This is a genomic window from Cyclobacterium roseum, from assembly GCF_010119225.1.
GTDB classification, from domain to species: Bacteria; Bacteroidota; Bacteroidia; order Cytophagales; family Cyclobacteriaceae; genus Cyclobacterium; species Cyclobacterium roseum.
Window position 1 is genome coordinate 59,886 of the sequence record NZ_WNKF01000023.1, and the last position, 15,501, is coordinate 75,386.

The following is a 15,501-nucleotide window of genomic DNA, read 5'->3' on the forward strand; positions in this document are numbered from 1 at the left end:
TGTTGCTACTCCTCCAGCTTGGAATACTATCAAAATATGCCGTTAATTTGGCTGGTAACCGCTTGCTGATATCAGTCGCAATGGGGATTTGGTAAATTACCAGAGAAAGCGATTGATCGAAAAATTTTGGCCAAACAACTTACGCTACCTATCGTTTGGTTTGGGTGTCGTTCATGCGTATCTTGACAATAACCTCAAAAACGATACCTTGAAAATACTACTTACAGGAGCCACAGGATACATTGCCCAGCGCTTATTGCCGGCACTTTTGCAGGAAGGGCATCAGGTGGTATGTTGCGTGCGAGATAAAAACAGGTTTAATGCGGAGCGTTTTCCCCCGGAAAACCTTAGCGTGGTGGAAGTTGATTTTCTGGAGGAGAAAAGCCTTCAGAATATTCCGAAAGACATCGACCTTGCCTATTACCTCATACACTCCATGTCTACGCAGAGCGGAAAGTTTGAAGAAATGGAGGCTACTTGTGCGATTAATTTCAAAAAAAGGATCGAGGAAACATCGGCTGAACAGGTCATTTACCTGAGTGGTATTGTGAATGATGAGGAGTTGTCCAAACATTTATCCTCCCGCAAAAACGTGGAAGGAATTTTATCAGATGCCCGTTTTGCGCTTACCACCTTGAAGGCAGGAATTATTGTCGGGTCTGGCAGTGCTTCCTTTGAAATCATTCGGGATCTGGTGGAGAAGTTGCCGGTTATGATCGCTCCGCAGTGGCTGAAAACCAAATGCCAACCCATTGCCATCCGCAATGTAATTCAGTTTTTAAAAGGTGTTATTCTGAAAAAAGAAACCTACAACCAAAGTTTTGATATTGGAGGACCGGATATCCTGAATTACAAAGAAATGTTGCTACGTTTTGCGGCAATCAGGGGACTGAAGCGAAGGATTGGGATTGTGCCGGTCATGACGCCAAAAATTTCATCCTACTGGTTGTATTTTGTTACCTCAACCTCTTATGCCCTGGCCCAGAATCTGGTCAACAGCATGAAGATTGAGGTTATTTGTACGCCCAACAACCTGGCTTCCACACTGGGCATCACCCTTATTGGCTACGACGATTCCATCCGGCTGGCGTTTGATAAAATCGAACAGAATCAGGTTCTATCCAGCTGGAAGGATGCCCAAACCAGCGACCTGCTGCAAAACGGGCTCAGCCAGTACATGGAGGTACCGGTAAATGGTTGTTATGTGGAGGTTCGAAAGCAGGCGATTGATAACCCGGAAAAGGTGCTACAGAATATCTGGAAAATAGGAGGAAAGCAGGGCTGGTATTATGGCAATTGGCTTTGGGAGATCCGAGGTTTTATGGATCAGTTGGCAGGAGGTGTAGGCATGCGCCGGGGAAGGAAAAGTGATACCGAGATTTCTGCTGGAGAAACATTGGATTTTTGGAGGGTACTCATTGCCAGCAAATCGGAAAAACGGCTCTTGTTATATGCAGAAATGAAACTACCGGGAGAAGCCTGGCTGGAATTTAAGATTGTGAAAGGCGAGTTGGTCCAGACCGCCACTTTCAGGCCCTTGGGTTTGCTCGGCAGGGTTTATTGGTATTCGGTTTTCCCCTTTCACGGATTTATTTTTGGGGGGATGATTCGAAATATCATCAAACACAAGCCCTAAGTTAAAGGCCTACTGATAATTTCGATTACCTTAATAGCAATAGATTTTTAAATTTTGGCTTCTTTTCGGTTCCAAAACTCCTGCATCTAACTTTTGATATTCAATTCTTATTTTCGAAAAAAGAATGATTTTTCCATTTTAAGGGGTAAATTCAAAAGGTAATAAATTTCTGACAATCAGACCTTATGAAAAAAACAGCCTTGATCACTGGTGCCTCGGATGGCATTGGTTTGGAGTTGGCCAAAATCCATGGTTCCAAGGGAGATGACCTCGTGCTAGTGGCGAGGACCCTATCCAAATTAAACAAACTTAAGAGCCAATTGGAAAGTGAGTTTGGCATACAGGTTCACACCATTCAGAAAGACCTTTCTGTCCCCAATGCTGCCAGGGAAGTATACGACGAAGTGGCAAAAAAGAATATATCCATTCAGTACCTGATCAATAATGCCGGATTTGGTGATTTTGGACTTTTTCACGAGAGTGACTGGGAGAAGCAAGCACAGATGATCAACCTGAATATCATGGCCCTGACCCAATTTACCAAACTTTACCTTGAGGATATGATCCGGCAGGGAGGAGGTAAGATCATGAATGTGGCTTCCACAGCTGCTTTTCAGCCAGGTCCAATGATGGCCGTTTATTTTGCCACGAAGGCTTATGTGCTCCATTTTTCTGAAGCCATCAATAATGAAGTAAAAGAAAAAGGCATCACGGTAACTGCTCTTTGCCCCGGTCCTACAGAGAGCGGATTTAAAGCAGGGGCAGAAATGGAAGAGAGCCGCCTTATGAAAGGGAAGAAACTACCATCCTCCAAGGAAGTCGCTGATTTTGGGTACCACAAAATGATTCAAGGTAAAGCAGTGGCCATTCATGGTTTGAAGAATTTCATTTTATCGAATTCGGTACGATTTGCGCCCCGGTCCCTTTCCGTTAAAATCGCCAGATCAGTGATTAAAGAAGGTTAGTTGAAATGGTTTTAGGTTTCATTTTTTAAGGTATTCAATCGTTATTCAAAAAGAACTGCTGAATGGAGGTAAAAAATTCTAGGTTCAATTCTATGAGTAATGAAAGATTGTGTGGTATTTTTCATCCCTTTTTATAAAAACGTTCATCCCTTCAATTAGACAATTATTTTCTCCAATGAAAAATTGTCAGAGAAACCAAAAAGCAGCGAAAATCAAGGTTGCAGGTGTTTGTTGAGAAAGTTTACGGTCGCTTCATTCACCTCCACCATATTCGAAAATTTCATCCAATGATGGGTATCTCCCGGAATGACCAAATAGTCATAGGGTTTTCCCAATTCGTCAAACCTACTTGCCAGGTCCGCGCTGTGGTAAAATCCTACGTTTCGGTCATCATCGGAATGGATAAACAACACCGGAGAGGTCCATTGATCCAAATCTGCAATTGGAGATGATTCCCAGGCGATCCGCTTGGCTTCCTCATAATCCGGAGCCACTTCAACACCCTCTGGCAGCTCGTATCGATGGTCCATGTCGTGCACGCCGCTGATATCCACGCCCACTTTGAATAAATCGGAATCCCGGGCCAGTGCCATAGCAGTCAAATAGCCTCCATAGGAGCCCCCATAGATTCCAATTCGCTCCGGGTTTACCTGCTCCAGACCAGCCAGGTACTGTCCGGCCGCTTTGATGTCCTGGTACTCTGCGGCACCCTGGTAGTAGGTACCGGAGGGGCGATGGAACTCATAACCATAGCCAATACCCAACCGATAATTCACCGACAATACCACAAACCCCATTTCGGCCAGTTTTTGGTTGATCGCATAGGTATTGGAATAGTAATCCATGTAACTCCAGCCCAATAGCATCTGTCGTTGCGGTCCGCCATGGACGAAGACCACGGCAGGTTTCGGGCTGGTATTATCCGAGGGCTCGAATAACTGTCCGTATACAGTGGTGCCATCTGCTGCTGTGAATTGCACGTGCTTTGGGCTGATCAGGTCTGCCTGAGGAAACTCTTCGGGAATCAGTTCTTCACCCAGCAAGCTAATCTCCCCTTCACTAAGGATTGCCGGTAGCAGGGGACGCTTTGGGGTAGCGGAGAAAAAAGCGATTTCATCATCAAGACCTGTGAAAACAGGGTAGGCCTCAATGCCCTCGCCTGTGGTTTTCCATTCAAAAGATCCTGTCGTCAACTCCACGGTAGCCAAATGCCTTCTGTCCAGATCATCCGGGAGCGTTCCCCCATTAGCCGCAAAAACCAGGCTTTGCCCATCCGGATGCAGGCTGAGCTGCTCCACCATAAAGTCACCCGGCGTAAGCAAGGTGGATGAATTGTTTCGAAGATCTCTGGAATAAAGGTGCGGCCAGCCGTCCTCGTAGGATAAATAGACCAATTGATGCTGAATTGGCCAATGAAGGTTAAAGCCTCCATGAGTAGAGGGCACCGATCCTCGCAGTGTCTCGGGAGCTTTCCACTGCATTTCCGCTTTTCCGGTTTGCACATCTGCTGTCCAGATTTCCCAGGGCTGGTGTCTTTTTTCCATTAAAGGCAAAGCAGCTCCCGAACCGCCCAGGGTCCGTACAAAAGCGATGGATTTACCATCCGGAGACCACCTTGGGGATTGGTCTCTTTGAAAAGAGGGAGCCAGCCATTTTATGGGTGTGGTCGGATCAGTGTATATGCCGATCAGGCTATGGGTTCCTCTATTGGCCACAAAAGCCAATTGCCTCCCATCCGGGGAAAAATGAAGCTCCCCCAGCCGGCCTCTGTTCTGAATAATAGAGTGCGGTGCCTTATCCGAATCCAGGTCTTTCATCCAAATCTCCCCATTTTTGATAAACGCCAACTGATGTTCGGCGCCCCAAACGGGATTATCTCCTTCGATCAATGATTCGGTCTTTCCGGTACCCAGATCGATGGTCCAAATGGCCACATTCGTCATTAGGGGCAAATTACGGGTATTTACCGGCCGGGAAGCATTGCCTCCTCCATGATCCCCTCCACGGACAAACACCAGGTATTCCCCATCTTCACTGAACTGCAAACTGCTGATCTCCTGTCCGTCGTCTTCCAGAAAATCGGTTACCCGCCTGGGCTGATAATCAGGTGCCTCCGCAACATATACGTTTCGCTTACCTTGCTCATTCATGGCCCAGGCGATGCTGGATTGGTTGGCATTGGCGGTAAGTTCAGAAGGAAAAGAAAATTTGGAAACAGCTGCCATGCTGAAATCCTGGCCAAAGCCAGAACGAACTGGAAGCAGAGTGCAAAATAATAGGGCAAGTGAAAAGAGAAACCGTAGTTTAGGCATGGCAGGATCGTGTTCAATAATTGGAATGAATGAAATACAGCACTTTTTGAAGCTCCTCTTTTTGTACACCGGAACTACCGGTGTAGTTATTAAAAAACGTGCTAAAAATTAGCGTTTTGCCGCTTTTGGTGATCAGGTAGCCGCTCAAAGCCGAACTCATGCTCAAGGTGCCGGTTTTAGCATAGATATAGGCCGGTTCGCCCGGGTCTGCCGGATACCAATTCCGAATCGTCCCGGACTCCCCGCCGGCAGGGAAGTAAGCCTTGATTTTTTCCATGGGCACTTCCTCCTTTATCTTTTCCAGTAGTCTTACCACAGACCGGGGAGTAAACATGTTTTGCGGGGAAAGGCCGGATCCATCCACCCATTGGGGCTCGTCCGGAAGGTCCTGCAGCAGGCTGTCCTTGGCATATTGGATGGCGGCTGATAGGTCTAGCGAGTCAAAGAGTTCGTCCGATACCATCACCATCAGCTGTTCGGCCAAAAAGTTGTCGCTTATCTTCATCATTTGCGCATAGATGGAATCCACTTTTGCGGTTGGCAATTTTTGGTGAGTGAGGATGGAATAGCCCAGATTATCGATCAGGGTAATTTCCCTGCCAACCGCCTCCTGCAGCAGGTTTTTGGTCAGATTGGCAGAGGTAATAAAGGGCTTGTCCGTTTCAAAGGTCAGCTCCCCGGCTTCCGGATTAAGTGCATAAGTGAAAATGTTTCTTTCAAAGTCCCTTCGGATAACGTAGCTGTCCGGGGTGTTGTCTATTTGTTTGCTCAAAGGCAATAAGGCCGTGTAGGGATAAGCTTTGGCCACTGGAGCATCGGCTTGCTTGGAATAGCGCAACACATTCCCATAAACAGGCATGCTGGAGCGCTCGGCAGCAAAATAATAAGGATACCAGTTCCAGGTCCATCCTCGCCCATACCGGGAAATCTGATTAAAATTATCGACCATATACAAGTCCTCCGGCCGTTTTTGTAAAAAATGAATGACTGTACTGTCCTGAAGGTCCGGATGCAGCAGGGAAGGGTCGCCGGTTCCCCAGAATAGGAGGGAATCTCCTTTTTCGATGTAGTTCAGGCCATTGACCCGATCATCTCCCAGTACCTTGTAACTGCTGTAAAAGGTGAATATTTTGGTATTGGAGGCAGGAATGAAATACTTCTTTTCATTCAGGCTGACCAGGGTCTTTTCCTTTACCGGGTCATAGAGCATAAAGCCCATATGTCCTTTTTCAAAGACTTCGGAGTCGTAGACGGATTTTTTTACTTTTTGGACGGTGCAGTTACAGAACAGCAGGAGCAATAGCCAGTAGATGTGCTTCATGGTTTAAATTTAAGCCTGCTTGGGCAATAAAAAATAAAAAACTAAAAAAATACCGGTTAATAAGCTGTTTTTATTTGAAAATGGAGATGGATTTCATTTTTCCTCCTGATTTTTAAACCGAGAAAGGCTGCCAATGGGAAGTGCCATTGCTGAGATGGACGTAACTATAAAAATTGGAGCTTCCGAATTTAATCACCTTTTTCTCGGTGTCGTAATAAAAAGTATCGTTCATGTTCCGGTCGGAAAACCAATTAAAAACTCTTCCCCAAACTGATTCCTCCCCAAAGCGGAATAAATTTTCGGAATCCTTCATTATTGAAATCAAGCGAAATAAAAGGGGTATAGCCTACCCTGAAAAAGAAGCCGCCCTCAGGTTTTTGGTACCTGTATCCTACTCTCAGGGGTACCACCGCATCCAACGTAACTCTATCCCTAAATTGTGAAGTATTCTGATCTTGTTCACCGATTACCGTTAAATAGGTCATAATGCCAGTACCTATTTCCAAATGATGGGAGGACCTGCCAAATAGGGCGGAAATTTCTAATGGTAGTGTGGGAAGCCAATGGACCGCGTTGGAGGTATTGTAAGGAAGCTCCGATCGGTCGTCTCGCCACATCGAAAAACCAGCACTAGCTGACAACTTAAATTTCCCTTTTTGGTGAAAGATACGGGCATAACTGGCCGCATACCTCCCCGCATTTCCTCCTACCTCGAGATAAACTGCATTTTTGGCGGTAAGGGAATCGGTTTGGGAGAAGCCTTTAACGACAAAGGCAAGTGTTAGCAATAGGAAAAAAAGTCGCATTTTGAATTTAACAAGAAGAAAATTATCCCCCCCATAGCGTTGGGCTTCTTTTGGGTTCACCGTGTAAACGTGCTTCATAACGAGTCTATTAGTCAAATTAAGACTGTATTCTTAAAGTAAAACTAAAAAACCAATAAAACAAATGGATCGACTCGATTTTTAGGCATTTTATAAAAATACCAAAGTAATTTATTATTATTATTATTATATTCAAAGAGGGTTAGTTTGGGTTATAATTGAGGATAAACTTATCCATTCGAATAATTGCAAAGGGGTATTATTACATTTTCGAAATGAATCTGTTTTACGGCTGTGTAATACTGTTCTTTATAAGTTTTAATCCTTTGGAGGGCCGGATTTCTTTGAAAATGTGAAAATGGATAAGGATTTCTGAAAATGGATTTGTCTGGCCATTGCAAATGCCTTTCGGTAGGCACCGTCGGTATGGCATCATCGAAAATACAGGGGTGAGGAGGCATACTCAGCCAGTCAGAGGTAAAATTTTACATTCAGCGTATGGGTGTAGTTTTCCCTTTTTCCTTCAAACCTATTTTAAATGGTTCTAAGGTATAGGAATCGGCATGGATAAAAACATATCCTGCCCTTCCAGGGCTTTCGGTTAATCGGCTATCAATTCACGATGGGCTTACACCCGTCGCTTTGGTATTTCGCCCCTGCAGGGCTTGATACAATTTTTAATGCCTAGGAGGTAATGAAGCTTTGCAGTATCCTGAAAATAAATTTTAGGAGATTTTACCAGTTGCTTTTTGACATTGATATGCCATGAGGGTAGTTCTTTTGTCAAAAATGCATTTGGTATTCAATGGATTTTCCAAAGGTATATTTACCTACTTCCCTTGGTCCAATAAGTCCCTCAACGGGAGAATGTGTGCAGGAACACAATGTACTGGATACACTAGTCGTTTCAACATCCCTGCAAATTTAAAATTTGATTTAAAATTTGCAGGGATAAATAACATTCACAACAGGGTTTTTAGGGGTCAGATCAAACCATGTCCACTACCCGGGCATGGCGTCTTTCAATGTCAGCGATTCAAAGGCTTCTCGAACTACCTCCTTGTATCGCTCAAAAAATTCGCAACTGGTAAAGCTGGTTAAAATTATCCGACCCTCTTTTTCAAAGAGGGTATGCTCATTCGTGCTAAGGTGCACTTCACCCTTCGGATCCACAGATCGGCGTTTGTAGGTAATGGTGTAGCCCCTTATACCATTCGCCAGTTCCTCAATAGAGAGCTCGTCCAGTTGGTCGTTTGATCGATACTCCTCTGCACGTGAAGACAAATATTCGTCAACGTCAAATGGTTCTTCTTTGGGAATCCCGACGGTAAGTTGCATAGATGCGCCGCAAACGGATTTATCAGCCGGGTTTTCTCTGACGAACGTTGCTCCGGTGAGGTACAAACCGTCTCGCTCTCCAACCGATTTCTTTTCTTCCAATGTCCAGCTGGGGGGATAGTTCCATCCCGCCGGCGGTTCTATCCGGAAATAATCGTTCTCCGCGATGATTTTCTTGTCGGGATGAGGGATTGGATCTTATTTTTTGCTATATTTCCCTTTCACGGCGGACGACTCTTTCTTACTATCGGTGATACCGCCTTCATTTAAATCGTATTCGTAAAGCACATCCTCCTTAAAAAAAGAAATCCCATACAATTTTTTAAATTCCTCAGCGTACGTAAAGGTAGTGATGGGCTGGTCCAGCCTAAAGCGATCCAATAAATTCCCCTCCCAATCCCAGACTTCCAGGTACGGTCGGAACGTTTGAAAATTTTCTTCCACTTCCTTTTTGGGCATTCCTATATATAGCACATAAATGCGCTCATTGCTGGCAAAGGGATCTGCCCGGTACATCCACATTTCCTCATCGGATGCGCTGTTGGAGGAGCTCTTCACCTCTATTTGTTGAAGGAGTTCCCCATCTCCGCCATACAGTCTGATTTGATTGTGGTACAAGTAAAATGCCGCCAACCTCCCATCTTTGGGGTTGGCCACCGTACTTTTCATATAATCGCGGGACAGGTTTGCCTGATCCCTATTTTCCCCGGCGGCTGGCTCGGGGTATTCGCCGAATCGGACCAATTCTTCATTTCGTCTCAAATGAACCAACCGATGCTCCGGTGCTCCCGGTTTTGCCTCTCCGATATCGGCAACATATACAGAGTCATTGACCAGGTGCAGCCCGTTAATCGGCCCGCCCGTATCGGAAATCAATGTATGTTGCGCTTCCCTGGTTGCCTTCTCCGCATGCAGTTTTATTTTGATCAACTGTGTACCCGAAAGCACCACGAGGTGTTCCCCATGGATTTTCAACATGTGACAAGAATAAGCGGTGCGGGCTATAAAGTCAAATAGATGGGACGGAATAGGCATTATATGTGATGAAACCGGTACATTCCTTGCAGGGAACCCCCATGTGCCTTCGCACCGCTTCTTCGCCGAGCGGTTATGGATGCTGGTTGACCAGGCGAATGGTGTCGGAAAGCGGGCTGATGGCAGGTACCCATTTTTTGGAGCGAATTCCCGCATCGGCCTGGTTTTTGGGTAGCACTTCGCCTTTTTCCGTTACATAGACTGGCTCATTGGCATAAAACCATTTTATGCCTCTCTCGGTGTGTTCAACGATCACTCCTTGTACAGCCCCTTCCATCCCCATTTCCAAGGTCCGTTGGTACAGCTCGCTCCGGTAGCGGTTGTAGGGATCGGTATTGATAGGACTGCCCCCTGACAGGATGATGGCATTTTTGTCATCCAATAGCAAGGTCTGTCCGGGACTTCCTTCCGACAAGCCATTCGCTTTAATCACCTTTTTCTCCGAATCGTAATAAAAGGGATAGTCCATGTTCCGGTCAGAAAACCAATACTGCTTGAACCGCTCTCTATCGTCTGTGTCTTGCACCAGAAAAATATAGCCGATGGAATCCCTATCCATACTGCCCATTAAGGCATTCCAAACCTCCAGTTCCCGGTCAATTGAGGAGCCTTTTGGGTCTAATACCGTCACCAATTTTAGGGGTTTTACCAGCGGGTTGACTTCGGTGTTGCCACTAACCTTTTGTGCATTTGCTGGTAGTTGGAATAGTTTGGACTCGGTGGCTTCCTGGGCATACCCGAAAAGGGATAGCCCAAAGACTACTACAAGGAAATAAAATCGTATCATTTATGGTTCGTTTAATGGATAGGCGATTAAACCGGGTTCTTTCTCAAAAGAAGCAGCATACAGTATTTTGGCTTGATCATCTACTGCGATGGAGCGGACAGGCTGATCCAGTAGGTATCTTTTTACAGGCTTTCCTTCCCAATCCAACACAAATACCTCATTGGAAAGACCTGATTGGATGATGGTTTCCCGGGAACTTTCATCGATTGTTTTTCCGCTGTACAGGAAGTAAACATGGTCCTCCGTCACCGCCACGGACATGTATTCAAAGGTAGAGCCCTCCTTATCCACGACCGCCATGCCTACGGGGCCATGTTGCACATCCATTGGTGTACCTCCCCATGCATAGGTAGTCACGTCAATCGTATCCGGTAAAACCCTGAGAATGCCAAATTCCGGGACCCTGGACATGCCGTATACGGCCAAATTCTTTGTAGGGTGGTTCATGAAAAATGATTGGTTGGCCATCGCCATGGCGGGCCCTCCCGGGTACTCACCCACTTCGATAAAGTCCCCGTTCTCAATATCGTAGGCACAAAATCGTTTGTGATGCATACTGCCTACGATGTATCCATCCACATGGACGGTACTCCCCATAAAGCGCTTTTCCTGTTGATCGATGGTAAACTTCGCTGCAGGTTCATCCAGGCCGCTTTTCAAGTCATCGATGTCATGAATGTAATAGTGCACCTGGTCTGTCAAGTAAAGCTGGTTTTCTTTCCGGTCCACTGAGAAATAGAAAGCATCGCTTAGCAACTGGTTGGGCCCCTCTCCCTTTTTTCCAAACGGCCTGACCGACATGTTCCTCAAATCAATTAGTTTGTAGGTATACTCCCGATCCGGAAATTCATTGACCAGAATCAGGCTGTCAAAAAAAGTCATATTGAACAGGTAGCTCAGCGGCTTTTCTCCTTCGGTCAACGCTACCGTTTCGCCCCTTAGCGCTACTACTTCCGTTTTCGAAAAGTACTCCCTGAAGTTTGCACCAAGTGGGGGTTCCGAGCATGCGGTGAATAGGGTGATACCAACTAAAACGGAGGACAAACCTTCTTGGGTTTTGCGAACGGTCCAATCCAGGATTCGGCTTATGGGTTTCACTTGGAGCATGATTCAGGGCTAGGGTAAGCGGCAGCTGGTGAGTCGAATAGTTTCTTGTGTAAGATATAACTAAATAGTTATAAATCAAATGCAATGGGTGGAAAGGCGCTTTTCTTGCCCTGGGTTTTTGTTTCGTTCGCGGAGAACGAGTTGCTGCTACTGGGTGAAGTAGGTCACTTCACCCTGCTATCATCGCTATCGTAAAAAGAAAAAAGCCGCCAAAAAGCCATTTGCAATGGCTAAACGTACCTGTTTCCGGGAAAGATTTTTAAACGGTCTGTCCAACGGATCCGGCATTACAAATGCCTCGCTGGCGTTAAAAATATAATAAAAGGGATGTAGTTACACACCCAGCCCAGGCTACGGAGATTTACTGTCACAACCTGGCCGTTTCCAATAAAAATGTGGTGCCTCCGCCTGATTCCTTAACCGAGATTCTTAATTTGTCCAATGTAAACCGGGAGAGGGAGGTTGGACATCGTACCTGCACACCCGACTTCCCATCCAATAAATAGCTTCATACAATTGTTGTGGGGCCTTCGAAAAAATTTTATTTGTACGGTTATTTGACGTACATTTGCAAAAAACAGGTTACATCATGGAAGCACAGTCAGGTAAAGACGAGCGAATCGAGTTAAGAGTGAGCGCTGCAGACAAAAGAATTTTCAGAAGAGCACAAAAACTAAGTGGAGACAAATCATTCAGTAGCTTTATTGTTAGAGTAGTTAAGCAACAAGCAGAAGAAATCGTAGCAAAAAATGACAGAATTATTGCTACAGAAAAAGATCGTAACGTATTCTTTGATGCGGTATTCGGAAATTCAAAACCAAATCAAAACTTGGTTGAGGCTGCGAAAAGGTATAAATCAAAAAATGTCTGAAGTTGGACATCGTTATTTTAGATAAGACCCATTACCGCAAGGCATTTGAATGTGAAGAGCAACAACTAACTCAATATATCCAAAAACAAGTTAGCCAGGATGTCAAGAAAAAGCTTGCAATTTGTTTTGTAGCAACAGATTCAAACAATCATGTAGTCGGGTATTACACGCTATCTAGCGAAAGCCTCGGGAGAGAACAGATTCCTGAAAAATATATTAAAAAAGTTCCTCAAAATTATAATGTTCCAGTCATTCTTTTAGGGCGACTAGCAAGAGACTTGACTGCAAAAGGAACAGGACTAGGGGAGCATCTTCTCTTAGACGCTCTATTTAGAGCATTTACACTATCTGAGGAAAGTATTGGGGCTATGGCTGTGGTCGTAGACCCAATTAATACATATGCAGTTAATTTTTACAGAAAGTACGGTTTCGAACAATTGCCTGACAGTGAAAAAATGTTCATTCCAATGAATACGATAAGACAAATCATTTAATAAAAACGCGCTCGGAACTCCCCAAAGCACCATTCTGTACCTGAAAACGTCAGCCATTTTTTTTACCAGAAACGGGATCAGTCCTTTGGAAAGGGAAGCCTTCCATTTACCGGAAGGGGTCAATCCACCTGCAGGAACAAAACAGTGCAGGTGGGAAAAAATTCCATAAGGCCGGGTTTAGGATCACCGTTCTTGTTTCCGGATAAGGACTGGTCATTGCAAATAGCCTTTTTGGTAGGTGTTTTCCGTTTTTAGTTTCGAAAATATGTGGGCGAAATTACCAACTTCGCCTAGCTTAGGGGACCCTGATAAGCGATTAGTCGCGAATCCAGATTTTATGGTTTAGTATCGGTTGAATGGCTAAGATGCAGGGTACTGAAAAAGCTAGTTGGGATTTCTCCAAATTTTTCTATATTTAAGGGAGTTAAATCCGCCGCCCAAAAGGAAAGTAACCGCAAGGGCTGCGGTTAGCCAGTAGTTAGGCACAAGGCTAAAGAACCATCATACAATAAAGAGAATGAACAAAGAAAGAGCCATAACATACAGCTTGCTAGCCCATATAAGAAATACGGGGAGTCTTGCAAAAGGACCAATTGACATTTTCATTCCCTTAGTAAAAAGGGCTCTATCAAAAATGAATTTTGAAGGAGTTTTTAAGGGGAGAAGCATAATAGAAATAAAGACAAAAACAGACTCTCTTTATAATATAGATTTTCCAATTCCTACTTTAAAAAAATACTTGACGAAATCTGTAAAGAAATAAATACAGAAGAAACAACCCATTTTGTAATTTATAGTGACGGAGCATTTAGCATTAATCAATACGCATTTACAGATTTTGAAGAAGTTATAAATAATCAAGAAAAGGAAATAGGAGAATTGGAGGAATTGTTTAAAAAGTTTTGCGAAACTTCCGAACTTGAAATTGAAAATAGTAGCTCCATTTTTAAATTCATTGAAAAGAATAAATTTACCCTTTCAAAATACATCTCCAATAATCAAAGTACCAATGGAGAGGATTATACTTCCGAAGCTCAATTCATCGAATTTTTCAGAAGAATCCCCACCATTTATGAACGCATAAAAAATATTTATCTTGGCTCAATTATAGCAGGGTATATAGAATACAATCCTGATGGTGTCAAGAGAGAAATTGAATTGCTATTGGACACAAATTTTGTTGTTGGACTTTTGGACTTAAATACTCCTGAATCTACTCATACTTGCAGAACATTAATCAGAATTGCTAAACAACAAGGATTTACTATAACTATTTTAAAGGATACAATTGAAGAAACAAAAAATCTTCTCGAAACAAAAGCATCGTTCTTTGAAAAATCATTTCTACAAAAAAAGGTAAACCCTGAGGATGTATATAATGCTTGTGATAGAAAAGGATATTCAAAAACTGACTTAGAACGTGCTGCTGATAACCTTGAAAGTTCCATTGGAGAGTTTGGTATCAGTGTGATTTACCATACAGAAAAACTTAAGAACGAAGCAAAGTTTACCGAAGAATATAAAATTTTTGAAAAGGTACGAAATTCAAAAAAATCAGCACTTCACGATGCTGTTGCTATTTTGTATGTAAAAAAGAAAAGAACTAAGAAAATCAGGGATTTTGAAAAGGTTAATGCTTGGTTTGTAAATAACTCTGCATCAGTCGAAGGGGATAACATATTTTTAAAAGATGGGTTTCAACCTGAGACTATAAAAGCTGACGATTTATTAAATATTTTGTGGCTAAGTAATCCTCAAATTAACAAACAAATTCAAGGGGATGATTTAGCTGAAATTGGTTTAACATCTATTATTTCATTAACACTAAACAAAAACCTTCCAAAGTCTCAAATATTAAGAGAATTAGACGATAATATTCATAAATACGCTAAGGAAGAAATTAGTGACACGGATATTGTTCGCGTTGCTACACGTATTACGAATAAGCAATTAAAAGATATTGAAGAATTAAATTTACTTGCTGAAAAAGACAAAGAGCAATTCGTAAAAAGACTTGAGGACGAAGCTGCGAAACAAAAAAGATTAGAAGAAAGCAGGATTAAAAAGTTAGAAAAAGTATTTGAAGAAATAGCCTTAAGGACTGATGAACTTGAGAAATCAAAGTCGACATATGAAGAAAAAGCTAAAGTTTTTGATTCTGTCATTAATAAAAAAAATGAAGCAGACTTAAAGGTTCAAACTTTAGAAAACAAACTTGTAGATGAACAAAATAAAACAAGGGAAATACAAAGAAACCTATGGGTGAAATCAGAATTGAAAAAGTGGAGAAATAAAAGTTGGATTGAGTTTTCCATCCCAAGCGTTTTATTCCTTTTGGCATTATTGTACATCTTGTATTCATCTGACTGGAATTTAAAAATCGCATCTGACTATCTTAAAGAATTAAATTCTAACCTCATAATAAGCAGTATTTTTTCAATAATAGTCTTTATTTTCTCAGCAGTTTCATTCTCAACATTAATTGGTAAATATCGAAATCATGGTAATATTCAAAATTATATCAAAGGTTTAGAAATACCAGAAAGTATGAAAGAAGTTAAAAAGCCCAGTAGCTAACATCACCTAAGAACAAGCGGGCGGAAAGTTTTAAATTGAAAGTCATTACCTTTAACAAACCTTGGTCTTGGTGGACAGGCAATCGGGTTTTAATGCCCGCCTACTCTTAGCCGTGGCGGTTGTGCTCAATTTGATAATTATCAATGAAATAGACTAAAACTGAGCAACACCGTATAAAAGTATCCGTCCGATAAACCCCATCTTCCAGGATTGCCCATTCGTGACTAAACTTGC

The 15,501-nt window shown here is 43.1% G+C and carries 14 protein-coding genes and 1 pseudogene; 6 read left to right on the forward strand and 9 right to left on the reverse strand.

From position 1 onward, the window contains the following. The first annotated feature begins 112 nt into the window (after positions 1-112). Together GJQ68_RS21530 and GJQ68_RS21535 are read left to right on the forward strand one after the other, a co-directional pair. A complete protein-coding gene (locus GJQ68_RS21530; RefSeq protein ID WP_317174466.1) occupies positions 113-1,636 on the forward strand; it encodes an SDR family oxidoreductase in 1,524 nt (507 codons plus the stop codon). A 185-nt stretch (positions 1,637-1,821) separates the two neighbouring features. Continuing rightward, positions 1,822-2,601, forward strand: a complete 780-nt coding sequence (locus GJQ68_RS21535) for an SDR family NAD(P)-dependent oxidoreductase (RefSeq protein ID WP_162419331.1) — start codon at positions 1,822-1,824, stop codon at positions 2,599-2,601. Positions 2,602-2,813: 212 nt separating this feature from the next. Here GJQ68_RS21535 and GJQ68_RS21540 read toward each other — a convergent pair whose 3' ends face one another. The 8 genes from GJQ68_RS21540 to GJQ68_RS21570 all read right to left on the reverse strand — a co-directional run bounded on the left by GJQ68_RS21540 (position 2,814) and on the right by GJQ68_RS21570 (position 11,325). Further along, positions 2,814-4,913, reverse strand: coding sequence for a S9 family peptidase (locus GJQ68_RS21540; RefSeq protein WP_162419332.1), 2,100 nt, complete (start codon positions 4,911-4,913; stop codon positions 2,814-2,816). 13 nt (positions 4,914-4,926) lie between these two features. Beyond that, entirely contained in the window at positions 4,927-6,234 is a 1,308-nt protein-coding gene (locus tag GJQ68_RS21545) for a D-alanyl-D-alanine carboxypeptidase (protein ID WP_162419333.1), read from the reverse strand. Between the two features lie 251 nt (positions 6,235-6,485). After that, positions 6,486-7,118, reverse strand: a complete 633-nt coding sequence (locus tag GJQ68_RS21550) for a hypothetical protein (RefSeq protein ID WP_162419334.1) — start codon at positions 7,116-7,118, stop codon at positions 6,486-6,488. Positions 7,119-7,686: 568 nt separating this feature from the next. Further along, a complete protein-coding gene (locus GJQ68_RS23730; RefSeq protein ID WP_394351335.1) occupies positions 7,687-7,845 on the reverse strand; it encodes a DUF4143 domain-containing protein in 159 nt (52 codons plus the stop codon). A 215-nt stretch (positions 7,846-8,060) separates the two neighbouring features. After that, positions 8,061-8,498 carry a hypothetical protein gene (locus GJQ68_RS21555; RefSeq protein ID WP_162419335.1) on the reverse strand — a complete coding sequence of 146 codons (438 nt, stop codon included), beginning with the start codon at positions 8,496-8,498 and terminating at the stop codon, positions 8,061-8,063. A gap of 96 nt (positions 8,499-8,594) precedes the next feature. After that, a complete protein-coding gene (locus tag GJQ68_RS21560) occupies positions 8,595-9,374 on the reverse strand; it encodes a BF3164 family lipoprotein (protein WP_162419336.1) in 780 nt (259 codons plus the stop codon). A gap of 130 nt (positions 9,375-9,504) precedes the next feature. Continuing rightward, positions 9,505-10,218: a hypothetical protein gene (locus tag GJQ68_RS21565; protein WP_162419337.1), complete on the reverse strand. Its 714-nt coding sequence runs from the start codon at positions 10,216-10,218 to the stop codon at positions 9,505-9,507. Then, on the reverse strand, positions 10,219-11,325 hold the full coding sequence (locus GJQ68_RS21570; protein WP_162419338.1) for a BF3164 family lipoprotein: 1,107 nt from the start codon (positions 11,323-11,325) through the stop codon (positions 10,219-10,221). 589 nt (positions 11,326-11,914) lie between these two features. On the opposite strand from GJQ68_RS21570, the gene GJQ68_RS21575 reads away from it, so the two are divergent. Next, positions 11,915-12,196 carry a type II toxin-antitoxin system TacA family antitoxin gene (locus GJQ68_RS21575; protein ID WP_162419339.1) on the forward strand — a complete coding sequence of 94 codons (282 nt, stop codon included), beginning with the start codon at positions 11,915-11,917 and terminating at the stop codon, positions 12,194-12,196. A gap of 2 nt (positions 12,197-12,198) precedes the next feature. Beyond that, the gene (locus tag GJQ68_RS21580; protein WP_162419340.1) at positions 12,199-12,690 is read left to right on the forward strand and encodes a GNAT family N-acetyltransferase; all 492 of its coding nucleotides are present in this window, start codon (positions 12,199-12,201) and stop codon (positions 12,688-12,690) included. Between the two features lie 27 nt (positions 12,691-12,717). Here the strand turns inward: GJQ68_RS21580 and GJQ68_RS23735 are convergent. Further along, positions 12,718-12,843: pseudogene (locus GJQ68_RS23735) on the reverse strand (transposase); the annotation flags it as partial. A gap of 364 nt (positions 12,844-13,207) precedes the next feature. On the opposite strand from GJQ68_RS23735, the gene GJQ68_RS21585 reads away from it, so the two are divergent. Further along, entirely contained in the window at positions 13,208-13,453 is a 246-nt protein-coding gene (locus GJQ68_RS21585) for a hypothetical protein (protein ID WP_162419341.1), read from the forward strand. 116 nt (positions 13,454-13,569) lie between these two features. Continuing rightward, positions 13,570-15,267: a hypothetical protein gene (locus tag GJQ68_RS21590; RefSeq protein WP_162419342.1), complete on the forward strand. Its 1,698-nt coding sequence runs from the start codon at positions 13,570-13,572 to the stop codon at positions 15,265-15,267. Positions 15,268-15,501: the final 234 nt, after the last annotated feature.

Coding starts and splice junctions, on each gene's coding strand:
- GJQ68_RS21535 (WP_162419331.1), top strand. CDS start 1,822: ATGAAAAAAACAGCCTTGATCACTGGTGCCTCGGATGGCATTGGTTTG.
- GJQ68_RS21540 (WP_162419332.1), bottom strand. CDS start 4,913: ATGCCTAAACTACGGTTTCTCTTTTCACTTGCCCTATTATTTTGCACT.
- GJQ68_RS21545 (WP_162419333.1), bottom strand. CDS start 6,234: ATGAAGCACATCTACTGGCTATTGCTCCTGCTGTTCTGTAACTGCACC.
- GJQ68_RS21550 (WP_162419334.1), bottom strand. CDS start 7,118: ATGAAGCACGTTTACACGGTGAACCCAAAAGAAGCCCAACGCTATGGG.
- GJQ68_RS21560 (WP_162419336.1), bottom strand. CDS start 9,374: ATGTTGAAAATCCATGGGGAACACCTCGTGGTGCTTTCGGGTACACAG.
- GJQ68_RS21565 (WP_162419337.1), bottom strand. CDS start 10,218: ATGATACGATTTTATTTCCTTGTAGTAGTCTTTGGGCTATCCCTTTTC.
- GJQ68_RS21570 (WP_162419338.1), bottom strand. CDS start 11,325: ATGCTCCAAGTGAAACCCATAAGCCGAATCCTGGATTGGACCGTTCGC.
- GJQ68_RS21575 (WP_162419339.1), top strand. CDS start 11,915: ATGGAAGCACAGTCAGGTAAAGACGAGCGAATCGAGTTAAGAGTGAGC.
- GJQ68_RS21585 (WP_162419341.1), top strand. CDS start 13,208: ATGAACAAAGAAAGAGCCATAACATACAGCTTGCTAGCCCATATAAGA.